We start from the raw sequence: 11798 nt of genomic DNA on the forward strand, positions 1-11798 counted from the left end.
ATTCGCAACACCTTATGATATTCCGGGTCAGCGCCGGCGAAAAGACACGCCATTAAACATGCTGCAAAAGCGATTTTCTGCCGGTGAGATTACCACGATAGCATACCAAGAAAAGAAAAGGATCCTTGAAGCGGATTTAGCCAACTAAATTAAAAACTATGGATATGAACAAAATGCCGGAAGGTATGGATCACAGTAAAATGCACAAGGGTCATGACCCGCACATGGGTATGTCAGAGCATAACCACCATGCTATGATGATCGCTGATTTTAAAAAGCGGTTTTATGTGGTGCTGGTGTTGACCATTCCTATTATGCTCTTATCAACCATGATACAGCATTTTATGAGGGTTAACTGGGCTTTTATCGGGTCTTCCTACATTTTGTTCGCCTTGTCCTCGGTTGTATTTGTGTATGGTGGCTGGCCATTTTTAACAGGTTTGGTAGATGAGGTGAAGGCTAAGAATCCCGGCATGATGTTCCTGATCGGTTTTGCGATAACTGTTGCCTACAGCTACAGCGTAGCTATTGTATTCGGTTTGAAAGGGATGGATTTCTTTTGGGAACTGGCTACCCTTATTTTGATCATGCTATTAGGGCATTGGATAGAAATGCGTTCGGTAATGGGCGCGTCAAATGAACTGGAGTTATTAGTCCAATTAATGCCAGCTGATGCACACATGGTAATGCCGGATATGGTGCATGATGTAAAGACAGATACGCTAAAGGAGAATGATATTATCCTGATCAAGCCCGGCGAGAAGGTCGCGGCTGACGGGATCATACTGGAGGGCGAGAGTTACCTGAACGAATCCATGCTGACGGGTGAATCAAAGCCGGTATTGAAAGTTAAAGGCGACAAAGTGATCGCCGGTTCGATTAACGGTAATGGCTCTTTTAAAGTTACCGTATCTCATGCTGCCAAAGATTCCTATTTGTCGCAGGTGGTAAAATTGGTCGATGATGCGCAAAAGTCAAAATCCCAGACACAGTTGCTGGCGGATACTGCCGCAAAATGGTTAACGGTGATCGCGTTGGTTACGGGCATCGGTACATTCTTGTATTGGTATTTAACCGGCCAAACCTTAGCGTTTGCGATGGAGCGGATGGTAACAGTAATTGTTATTTGCTGCCCCCATGCTTTAGGTTTGGCCGTTCCGCTTGTGGTGGCTAAGTCAACGGCTTTATCGGCCAAACACGGTTTACTGATCAAAAACCGGACGGCCTTTGAGAACGCAAGGAAGATCACCACCATTGTTTTCGATAAAACGGGGACGCTAACTGTAGGCAAGTTTGAAGTATCCAAAGTGGTTTCCTTAAATAAGGACATTAAGGAAGATGAACTGATACGTTTGGCGTCGGCCTTAGAGCAAAAATCTGAGCATCCCATTGCTACAGGCATCCTGCAAAAAATTAAAGACTTAAAACTGTCTATTCCACAAGCCGAAAACTTTAAGGCGATCACGGGCCAAGGTGTGGAAGCGACCGTAGAAGGCAAAAAGCTATTGGTGGTTAGCCCTGGTTATTTACAAGAAAATAAGGTAACGCTGCCGGATGGTTTTACTGCAAATGATACAGAAACTGTAGTATTTGTACTAATTGAAAACGAGTTGGCAGGATATATTGCATTATCCGATGAAATACGTCCTGAATCTGCGGAAGCGATAAAAACGTTGAAGGAAGAAAAAATCAAATCTATCCTGCTAACGGGTGACAATAACAAGGTAGCTGCCAGTGTGAGTAAAACTTTGGGTATGGATAGTTTTATTGCCGAAGTATTGCCACATCAGAAATTGGAGAAGATAAAAGAATTGCAAAGCAAAGGTGAGTTTGTGGCGATGACCGGGGACGGGGTAAATGATGCGCCTGCACTTGCACAGGCGGATATTGGTATCGCTGTAGGTTCTGGTAGTGATATCGCCGCAGAAACCGCAGGAATCGTTTTAGTAAATAGTAATCCAAAAGATATTGTAAGCCTGATCATGTTTGGTAAAGCAACTTACCATAAAATGATACAGAACCTTATTTGGGCAACAGGATATAACGTGGTCGCTTTGCCATTGGCAGCGGGGGTATTATATAACCAGGGTATTGTATTAAGCCCGGCAGCGGGTGCAGTATTAATGACCGTCAGTACAGTGGTGGTAGCTATTAACGCAAGTCTACTAAAAGTAAAAAGCTAAGTTTTAAACGTGGCTCGATTAGTGGGTATATATAAGAAAACTAACCAAAAAAAACATGAAAAAAATTATGATCACCTTAATTGCTGTTACACTGAGTTGTAGCGCAATGGCACAAACCAAAATGGCCGACACCTCTATGCATAAGATGTCGCACATGTCTATGAAAAAAATGAACCACTCCGCGATGATGATGGACGGTAAAATGATGACCATGATGCACGGTAAAAGTATGCCAATGACCAAAATGATGACCATGAGCAATGGAACTATGGTGATGACAGACGGTACCGTGAAAATGAAAGGCGGCAAAACCATGATGCTAAAAGAAGGGCAATGTGTGATGATGAATGGTAAGGTTATGAAAATGCCGATGAAAAAAGGCATGATGGATGATAAGATGAAAATGTAGTTGCATCCGTCTAAAAACCCGGCTGATACTTTATAATCAGCCGGGTTTACTTAAACTTTTTTATTAGTTTTATGTAAGCTTTTTGAAACATTTGCGACTAAGTCAAAGTGAAGCACGAATAATTTTCTAAACGAAGTTTAAAAAATAAGATAGCACGCAAAATTATAAATTAATTATCTTCGATTTGTGAAACGGACCACGCTCATTTTATTAACGGCCATTTATCTCTTATCCTGCGTGGGTATCGGGGTGAACCGTTTTTATTGCTGTGGTAAACTAGCCTCGGTAACCCTTACCTATGCCACGCCGGATAATAATCCGAAGGAAGGTGGCGCAGGGGACAATTGCTGCAAACATGAGAAGCAAAGTTTCAAGGTAAAGGACAGTCATTTCAGCGTAATTGCTACTGCTTTAGACCATCCTGCACCGGTATTGATCCCTTATGTGGTAATTCCGTTCCATGAACTACCATTAACGCAAGTCCAAACAAAGATTCTATATTATGGCAATGCCCCACCCGGACATTCCGATAAGCCTGCTTATACCCTGAACTGTACTTACAGGATCTGACCCTGAACATCCCTATAGTCCTGCTTTCCTGCACCGGGCTATAATTCCATTGTAATCCATCTTAATTTATAATTCACGCACAGGCTTTGCCTATGCTATTCTCCATTTTTAATTTAAAAAAATCATGAAAAAAGTAACATTGATGGCTATTGCCATTCTGTTTTCTGCCGCAACCGTTTTTGCCGGCGACACCCACACTGGTAAAATGGCTGCTGACACCACTAAAAAAGTAAACCCTGCAAAAGTGCAGTACACCTGTACCATGCACCCCGAAGTATTGAGCGACAAGCCGGGCAAATGCTCGAAATGCGGTATGGCGCTGGTTAAAAAAACCGCTGTCAAAAAGAAACCCGCAGCAAAAATGAAAATGTAATTCCATTCAGCCCCCGTTCGCCAAAGGCGGGCGAGAGGCTGATTAAAGCAATTAAGATGATTAATCAACTTATTTCCCTATCCTTAAAAAACAGGTATATCGTTCTGCTGATCGCCATAGCCCTCTTCGGATGGGGAACCTATGCGGTGAAGGAGAACCCGATTGATGCCATACCCGATTTGTCGGACAACCAGGTGATTGTATTTACAGAATGGCAAGGCCGCAGCCCCCAGATCATGGAAGACCAGGTAACTTACCCGTTGGTGAGTAATTTGCAGGGTATCCCCAAAGTAAAAGCCATCCGGGCTACTTCCATGTTCGGGATGAGCTTTGTATATATTATTTTTGAAGAGAAGGCTGATGTGTACTGGGCGCGAAGCCGGGTACTGGAACGCTTGAACTATGCACAGCGCTTATTGCCGCGGGGCATTACCCCAACACTGGGGCCTGATGGTACCGGTGTTGGCCATGTGCTGTGGTACACTTTGGATGCGAAAAGCATCGACCTCGGCGAACAACGGGCTTTACAGGATTGGTACGTAAAACTGGGGCTGCAAACTGTTCCAGGAGTAAGTGAAGTTGCCTCCTTCGGCGGATTTGAAAAACAATACCAGGTCAGCATCGACCCGCATAAGCTCAATTATTACAATATCCCCTTATCGCAGGTACTCAAAGCGGTAAAAAGCAACAACAATGACGTAGGCGGCCGCAAGTTTGAAATGAACGGTAGCGGTTACATTGTTCGTGGGCTGGGGTACATTAAATCCTTAACCGATGTAGAAAACATCAGTGTCGGCGTAATTAAAACCGTCCCTGTCAGGATAAAGGATATTGCTACCGTGCAAATGGGTGGTGATGAACGCCTGGGCATCTTTGACCAGAACGGCGAGGGTGAAGCCGTCGGCGGCATCGTAGTGATGCGTTACGGCGAGAATGCCGATAAAGTGATCCATGCGGTCAAGGATAAAATGGCGGACATTCAAAAGGGCCTGCCGCCGGGCGTAAAGTTCAAGATCGCTTATGACCGCAGCGAGCTCATTGAAAGCGCGGTTAATTCCGTTAAACATACCCTCATTGAGGAAATGATCACGGTATCTATTATCGTTATCCTGTTCCTGTTTAGCTGGCGCAGCGCGTTAAGCATCATTATACAAATACCCATCACGATAGCGACCAGCTTTATTTTATTGAACGCTTTGGGCATCAGTTCCAATATTATGTCCTTAACCGGTATCGCCCTGGCTATCGGGGTGATCGTGGATAATGGTATTATCATGGTAGAAAACTCACACCGCAATTTAGCCATTGCACAAGAAAAAGAAAAATCATGACTACAGCAGAAAGAATCAGGATCATAGAAGCCTCCTGTAAGCAGGTTGGCCGTGGCGTTTTCTTTTCCACGCTGATCATCGTCGCTTCATTCCTCCCTGTGTTCTTACTGGAAGGACAGGAAGGCAAATTGTTCGGCCCTTTGGCCTGGACAAAAACATTTATACTGGCAATAGATGCCATATTAGCGGTAACACTTGCCCCGGTGCTGATCTCCTTTTTCCTGAAAGGAAAATTGCGGACAGACGATTATAACCCGCTGAACCGGGGACTGGAAAAGATCTATCGTCCGGTACTTAACTGGTGCGTGACCTGGCGTAAAACAACTATAGGGATTAATATCATAGCTTTGCTCGTTAGCATTCCGCTTTTACTAAGCCTCGGCAGCGAGTTCATGCCGCCTTTGGATGAAGGCACGATACTTTTCATGCCGGTTACCCAGCCTGATGTATCTAACGCTGAAGCCAAGCAATTGCTACAAGTGCAGGACAGGATCATTAAAAGTATCCCCGAAGTCGCGAACGTATTGGGCAAAGCAGGCCGGGCGAATACCGCTACAGATAACTCGCCGATCAGCATGACCGAAACCATCATCCTGTTAAAACCAAAAGATCAATGGCGCAAAGGCATCAAAAAAGAAGATATTATTAACGAACTAAACGCCAAGCTGCAAATACCCGGCGTGGTGAATGGCTGGACACAGCCCATCATTAACCGGATCAATATGCTTTCCACGGGTATCCGTACCGATGTCGGGCTTAAAATTTACGGGCAAAACCTGGATACCATTAATGTTTTGGCCAATCAAATGAAACAGGCGCTGCAAGGTTTAGCGGGTGTGAAGGATATGTATGTTGATCCGATCACAGGTGGTAAATATGTAGACATACAGGTAAACAAGGATGCCATCGGCAGGTACGGTTTAAGCGTTGACGACGTAAACGAAGTGGTTGAAAGCGCTTTGGGTGGCATGAATCTAACAACCACGATAGAGGGCAGGCAACGCTTCAGCGTGAATGTGCGGCTGGCACAGGATTACCGCAGCAACCTGGGGGCCATCAATAGGACGCTCGTACAAACACCAGCTTACGGGCCGGTGCCGCTATCAGCTGTGGCTGATATTAAGATCAGTGATGGCCCGGCCATGATCCAATCGGAAAATGCCCTGTTACGTGGCACGGTACTATTTAATGTGCGTGACCGTGACCTGGGCAGCACAGTGAAGGAAGCGCAGGAAAGGTTAAATACAATGGTCAAATCGTTGCCTAAAGGCTACTTCATCGAGTGGAGCGGTCAGTACGAGAACCTGATCCGTGCAGAGCATACGCTAAAACTGATCTTACCTGTGGTGCTCCTCATCATTTTTGCCTGCTTGTACTTCGCTTTTCATTCCATCCGGGAGGCCTTTTTTAGCCTCATTTCTATCCCATTCGCTTTGATCGGCGGTGCGTACATGGTGTATTTCTTCGGGGTGCATTTATCGGTTGCTGTGGCGGTTGGATTTATCGCGCTTTTTGGTATCGCCGTGGAGACGGGTATCGTGATGGTCATTTACCTGAATGATGCTATGCAGCAATTGACCGCATTAAAAGGAAACTTAAAGGAAACCATTACTAAAGAAGATTTGCGGCTTTATGTCATGAACGGCGCAGTAAAACGCCTGCGCCCAAAATTGATGACCGTTTGTGTTGCCCTGTTTGGTTTAGTACCGGTCTTATGGGCCACCGGTACAGGCAGCGATGTCATGCTGCCCATTGTGCTGCCGATGATCGGCGGCGTATTAACGTCTTCTACCCATATTTTATTGGTTACCCCGCTCATCTTTTTGATGGTGAAGGAATACGAGTTAAAGAAATACGGTAAACTGGAAGTATTGGAGGTAAAGGAATAAAATCATGAAAACAAGAAATCAAATTATAATTATCCTGCTCATCTGCTTGCCTGGCCTTGCCGTCCAGGCACAAACCCTGCCATTGGATAGTGTTTTAGTCAGAGTAGCAAGCAATCCTGCTTTACAGGCTTACGATGCCAGGATCAGCGCGCAGGATGCCTATGCGACCGGCGCGAGAAGCCTGGATGCACCCAAGATAAGTGCGGGCCAATACCAAACTCCTTACCAGATCAACCCTAATGGTGGCTCATTCATGATCCAGGCAGAACAAATATTCACCAATCCGGCTAAACTGCGGGCAAAGGAAGATTATATGAAAGGGATGTCTAAAGTAACTGCGGAAGATAAAAACTATCAAAAAAATCAACTCATCGGCCAGGCGAAGCAATATTATTACGAGCGCGTAGTGTTGGAAAAGAAACTGGTTCAATTACAACACACACAAGACTTAATGGAATATATGCTCAAAGATGCCAATATCCGGCTGACCTACGGGAAAGAAAAACTACCGAACATCTATAAGGCCAAAGCCGAGTTGTTTGCACTGGATAACACACGAGAGCAATTGAACAATGAGATCAGCCAGCGGAATATTATGCTTAATACGCTGATGAACCGGGATAAGCAAACCGTCTTCATGGTAGATACGGATGCTATATTAAAAGAGTACGAAGGCACGATGACCGATACAGCAACCCTGGCTAACCAGCGAAGCGATATTAAAGGGGTCAGCCGCAGTATAGAACTACAGCAATTGAACGCGCAGGCGGAATACAGCAAACGTAAGCCTGATTTCGGAATACAGGCGGCCCACATGATCAGCTATGGTGGTTTTCCCAACCAATATATTTTAATGGCTTCGGTCACTATACCCATCGTACCCTGGGCATCGAAGGAATACAAAGCCAACCTGAAAGGTATTCGCTACGAAGTCCAAGAACTACAGCAGAGAAGATTGGATATGCTTAACCAGGCTCGGGGGCAGTTAAGCAGTTTAAGGACAAATATGGGCAGTAAGAAAAGACAACTGAAAAACTATAACCTCAATATCATTCCCGCCCTGCAAAACGGTTATAAAACGGCTTTGCTTGCTTATGATCAAAATAGCGGGGACCTGCCATCGGTTTTAAATGGCATCAAAGGTTTACAAACTGCACGGATGGAAGCGTTAGACCGTCTGCAGGATCTATTAACCTTACAAGTAGCTTATGAAAGGGAATATGAGAAATACTAATATCATACTAATGGGTTTCGGCATCATGCTGGTTTTTCTAACAGCATGTTCAAACCCAAAACCTGAACCTGTTGCGGTTCAGGCAAAGAGCGATATAAAATATACCTGCCCGATGCACCCACAGATCATGGAAGACCATCCGGGCAGTTGCCCTATTTGCGGCATGGACCTAGTTAAGAAATCAGGGCAGGCCAGCGAGGGGTCGGGAATCAGCCTGAACACGGTTTTAAAACCGGTTAACGGAAATGTTATTTCTTCGGTAGGATATGTTATGCCGGCGCAACGAGCAATTGCTACAGAAATTTCCGGCGATGGTTACCTGGACTTTGACACCCGGACATTTAATAATATCGCATCCCGGTTCTCGGGCCGTATCGAAAAGCTGTATATCAAATATGCTTTCCAGGAGATCCATGCTGGTCAACGCATCTTTGATATTTACAGCCCTGACCTGGTAACGGCGCAACAGGATCTACTATTCGTTAGCAAAAACTCCGCACAGGAAACCGGCCTGATCAATGCGGCGCGACAAAAACTATTGCTGTTAGGAATGACAACCGCACAAGTAGAACAAGTCGTTAAAACCGGCAAAGCGTTTTACAGCTTGCCTGTTTATAGCCCTTACGAAGGCCATGTACATGATGTAGCGCATAGTCAAATGGCCGGTAGTACAGAAAACAAACCAGCTACCGATTTTGCTAACAATCTTCCGCTATCCATCAAAGAGGGGATGTATGTTGAAAAAGGGCAACCCTTATTCAATGTGGTCAACCCGCACATGCTTTGGGCAATCATTAAAATAGACCGCTCACAGGTTTCAGGTTTAAAACTCAACCAAAAAGTGCAGATCAGTTTACCGGATATGCAGGGCAAAATCATCCGGGGGAAAGTTGATTTTATCGAGCCAATCCTACAGGATGGCGATAAGGCTACGAGCATCAGGGTTTATCTCAACAACATGGATCACGAACTAAAAGTGAATAGCCTGGTTAAAGCCGCCATTCAAACCGGCGAAACAGATGGTTTATGGATACCGCGCTCCGCATTACTGGACTTGGGACATACGCAATTAATCTGGCTCAAACAGGGTAGCTTGTATAAAGCCCGTCAGGTTTACACCGGGATCAAAAATGACAAGGAAATACAAGTCATTAAAGGGTTATCACTGGCCGACAGCCTGGCATCCAATGCACAGTATTTATCTGACAGCGAAAGCTTCATTAAAACACAGGGACATGAATAAGATCAAAATATTGATAGTAATGTTTTTACTGGCACTAACTGCGTGCAAACCAAAGCCGCAGGTTGTAGTGTCAGAAACAGTATCGAAAGCTTATTACACCTGTTCCATGCACCCGCAGGTTCACGAAGACCGTGATGGCAATTGCCCGATTTGTGGTATGAAACTCATCAAAGTTGAAATGACCGGCACGATGAGCAATATGGGTAGGGATAAGATCATACTTACCGCAACGCAAATTCAACTGGCGGCCATTCAAACGGACACTATAAAGGAACAAAATACCGGCAACGAAAAAACGCTTACCGGAACCGTGACCACCAATGAAACCGCTGCACAGGAATTGAGCGCAAGATTAGGCGGCCGGATACAAAAACTTTTTGTGAGGTCCGTTGGCGAAACAATAGCTATTGGACAACCTGTTTATGCCATTTACAGCGAGGATCTACAGGAAGCGGAAAAAGAATACCTGCTGGCTAAACAGCAACAAAAGCTTCTCCATAACCCCGATGTGGATTACAAGCAATTGATAAATGCGGCAGAAAGCAAACTTCAATTATGGGGCTTAACACCGTCACAGATCAATAGTTTAGAAGCGTTGGGCAAAGTATCTGCAACAACAGTGATATTAAGCAAGGTAAGCGGAACAGTAAGCGAAATAGCCGTCCACGAGGGTGATTATGTAACGGAGGGCATGACTGTTTTAAAAACGCAGTCTTTGAACAACTTATGGGTAGAGGCCCAGCTTTACGCTAATGAAACCAATAATTACAAGGTCAATGACCGGGTAAACGTATCGTTTCCCGATCTTGGTGGGCAGATCATCGCAGGAAAAGTTGAATTTATAAACCCTGAGTTATCAGAAACATCCAAAGTTGATTTGATCAGGATCAGTATTTCTAATAGCCAAGGGTTGATCAGGCCGGGTATGCTGGCTTATTTAACCATCGGCGGTACGGGCAACAAAGCGTTAGCAGTTCCGGCATCAGCTGTTTTAACGGAGGGAAGAGGCAGCAGGGTGTGGGTTAAAAATAGAGATGGTAGCTTCTCATCTAAAATGATTAAAGTTGGTTTAGGAAATCAAAATTATGTCTCTGTAACATCGGGGTTAAGTATTGGGGAAATCGTGGTAACGAACGGGGCTTATTTGTTGAATAGTGAGGCAATATTCAAAAACGGAACCGGTGATAAAAATGCTGGTATAAAAATGTAAGCAGAATATGTTGTCTCTTTTCAAAGATAGTCGTAAAATATTAGTACCGGTTCATGAACGGCTTATTGCAGTGGAAGAAGAATCTATTTTTGAAGTAAAAGTAATTATAACTTATAAACAAGACATGGAAACTTATTTAATCAGAGCCTAAAGCATGGGGTTAAGGCAATGTTTTGCGAATTTGATCGCTAAGGGGTACTATCGCATTATCCCGGTTGAAAAATCAAAACCAACATGGCCGCGCTAAGCGGTCATGTTGGTTTGGGTAATTAATTAATAACAGTACCGTCTTTAATATCGTCGCCGGCTTTGGTAACGATACGGTCTGACGCAACCAAAGCACCGAAAACTTCCGTAGAATCTTTTCCAGCAAGTCCTTCTTTGATATCGACCAGCTTCGCCTTACCGTCTTTTACCGTGATCACATATTCCCGTTCGGTGGAACGAACGATTGCGGTATTTGGCACCAGCAATGACTTGGCCCCAGAAAGCATCGGAATCTTAACCTCCGCATACATACCGGGTTTGAGTTGGCCGTCTTTGTTGATCACATCGATCTCGATTGCTTCTGACCGCATATTGCCCAAGGCATTGGCCGAACGGCTGATCTTCGCGGTATGTTCCTTGCCTGGCATGGCGTTAAAGGTAAAGGTAACGGCCTGTTTCAGGTCCACTTTATCCACGTAATCTTCTGGGATGGCTACTTCCAGGCGCAGTTTTCGGGTATCCTGAAGTACTAACATGGGCTGGTCAGTGCCTTTGCCAGGCGCAACCAACGCACCTGGCGATACATTCCGCTGCACGATGGTGCCGTCAAACGGCGCGTAGATCTTAAGATAACCTTGCATAGTTTTAACGGACTCCATATTGGATCTTTCAGCATTAGCAATGGCCATATCCGATTTCATCCGGGATACGGCATTGTCCAGATCAAGCGGGGAAACGGAACCCGGTTCAGTTGCTGCCTGTTTTAAACGGTTATACTTTTCCTTACTGGCATTCGCTGTTTCCTGCGCCTGTAAATAACGGGAATTGGCCGCCTGAAGCTGGGACTCCATCTCGGGTGCTTCCAAGGTTATTAATAATTGCCCTTTGGTGACCTGGGAGCCACGGTCTACAAAGATCTGCTTGACAAAACCGTTTGCTTTGGGAAACAGATTAACCTCGTTAAATGGGTTTAACTGTCCGGGTAACCTGGCATAGCTGGACAAAGCTTTTTCGGTGATTGTACCGGTCTCATATTTCTTGCTCCCGCTTGCTTTCGCTTCGGTCAGGTCTACCGGCTTTTCGTTACCGGAACAGGCTGCTAAAAAGCATGCTGCCGCGCCTAAGATGATTATTTTCTTTTTCATTTGT

General features: G+C 45.0%; 10 protein-coding genes. 9 read left to right on the forward strand and 1 reads right to left on the reverse strand.

Annotated elements, in window-relative coordinates; genetic code table 11:
* The first annotated feature begins 158 nt into the window (after positions 1–158).
* The 9 genes from RHM67_RS00950 (at position 159) to RHM67_RS00990 (ending at position 10442) form a co-directional block, all read left to right on the forward strand.
* The gene (locus RHM67_RS00950) at positions 159–2183 is read left to right on the forward strand and encodes a copper-translocating P-type ATPase (protein WP_322229682.1); all 2025 of its coding nucleotides are present in this window, start codon (positions 159–161) and stop codon (positions 2181–2183) included.
* 55 nt (positions 2184–2238) lie between these two features.
* Positions 2239–2592, forward strand: coding sequence for a DUF6799 domain-containing protein (locus tag RHM67_RS00955; RefSeq protein ID WP_322229685.1), 354 nt, complete (start codon positions 2239–2241; stop codon positions 2590–2592).
* Positions 2593–2778: 186 nt separating this feature from the next.
* Entirely contained in the window at positions 2779–3162 is a 384-nt protein-coding gene (locus RHM67_RS00960; RefSeq protein ID WP_322229688.1) for an HYC_CC_PP family protein, read from the forward strand.
* A 124-nt stretch (positions 3163–3286) separates the two neighbouring features.
* Positions 3287–3535, forward strand: a complete 249-nt coding sequence (locus tag RHM67_RS00965; protein ID WP_322229689.1) for a heavy metal-binding domain-containing protein — start codon at positions 3287–3289, stop codon at positions 3533–3535.
* A 56-nt stretch (positions 3536–3591) separates the two neighbouring features.
* Complete coding sequence (locus tag RHM67_RS00970) at positions 3592–4866, forward strand: efflux RND transporter permease subunit (RefSeq protein ID WP_322229692.1); 1275 nt, start codon at positions 3592–3594, stop codon at positions 4864–4866.
* Positions 4863–6755: an efflux RND transporter permease subunit gene (locus tag RHM67_RS00975; protein ID WP_322229695.1), complete on the forward strand. Its 1893-nt coding sequence runs from the start codon at positions 4863–4865 to the stop codon at positions 6753–6755. The genes RHM67_RS00970 and RHM67_RS00975 overlap by 4 nt, the downstream gene beginning before the upstream one ends.
* Before the next feature lie 4 nt (positions 6756–6759).
* On the forward strand, positions 6760–7989 hold the full coding sequence (locus RHM67_RS00980) for a TolC family protein (RefSeq protein ID WP_322229697.1): 1230 nt from the start codon (positions 6760–6762) through the stop codon (positions 7987–7989).
* Positions 7976–9232: an HlyD family efflux transporter periplasmic adaptor subunit gene (locus tag RHM67_RS00985; RefSeq protein WP_322229699.1), complete on the forward strand. Its 1257-nt coding sequence runs from the start codon at positions 7976–7978 to the stop codon at positions 9230–9232. The genes RHM67_RS00980 and RHM67_RS00985 overlap by 14 nt, the downstream gene beginning before the upstream one ends.
* A complete protein-coding gene (locus tag RHM67_RS00990) occupies positions 9225–10442 on the forward strand; it encodes an efflux RND transporter periplasmic adaptor subunit (protein WP_322229701.1) in 1218 nt (405 codons plus the stop codon). The genes RHM67_RS00985 and RHM67_RS00990 overlap by 8 nt, the downstream gene beginning before the upstream one ends.
* A 269-nt stretch (positions 10443–10711) precedes the next feature.
* Here the strand turns inward: RHM67_RS00990 and RHM67_RS00995 are convergent, their stop codons facing one another.
* Positions 10712–11794, reverse strand: coding sequence for an efflux RND transporter periplasmic adaptor subunit (locus RHM67_RS00995; RefSeq protein ID WP_322229702.1), 1083 nt, complete (start codon positions 11792–11794; stop codon positions 10712–10714).
* Positions 11795–11798 lie beyond the last annotated feature (4 nt).

This window comes from Mucilaginibacter sp. 5C4 (assembly GCF_034345625.1).
In the GTDB taxonomy this organism is placed as follows: Bacteria; Bacteroidota; Bacteroidia; order Sphingobacteriales; family Sphingobacteriaceae; genus Mucilaginibacter; species Mucilaginibacter aurantiaciroseus.

Excerpts from the sequence above, each read along its gene's own strand:
- RHM67_RS00950 (WP_322229682.1), top strand. The coding sequence starts at position 159 with ATGGATATGAACAAAATGCCGGAAGGTATGGATCACAGTAAAATGCAC.
- RHM67_RS00955 (WP_322229685.1), top strand. The coding sequence starts at position 2,239 with ATGAAAAAAATTATGATCACCTTAATTGCTGTTACACTGAGTTGTAGC.
- RHM67_RS00965 (WP_322229689.1), top strand. The coding sequence starts at position 3,287 with ATGAAAAAAGTAACATTGATGGCTATTGCCATTCTGTTTTCTGCCGCA.
- RHM67_RS00970 (WP_322229692.1), top strand. The coding sequence starts at position 3,592 with ATGATTAATCAACTTATTTCCCTATCCTTAAAAAACAGGTATATCGTT.
- RHM67_RS00975 (WP_322229695.1), top strand. The coding sequence starts at position 4,863 with ATGACTACAGCAGAAAGAATCAGGATCATAGAAGCCTCCTGTAAGCAG.
- RHM67_RS00980 (WP_322229697.1), top strand. The coding sequence starts at position 6,760 with ATGAAAACAAGAAATCAAATTATAATTATCCTGCTCATCTGCTTGCCT.
- RHM67_RS00985 (WP_322229699.1), top strand. The coding sequence starts at position 7,976 with ATGAGAAATACTAATATCATACTAATGGGTTTCGGCATCATGCTGGTT.
- RHM67_RS00990 (WP_322229701.1), top strand. The coding sequence starts at position 9,225 with ATGAATAAGATCAAAATATTGATAGTAATGTTTTTACTGGCACTAACT.
- RHM67_RS00995 (WP_322229702.1), bottom strand. The coding sequence starts at position 11,794 with ATGAAAAAGAAAATAATCATCTTAGGCGCGGCAGCATGCTTTTTAGCA.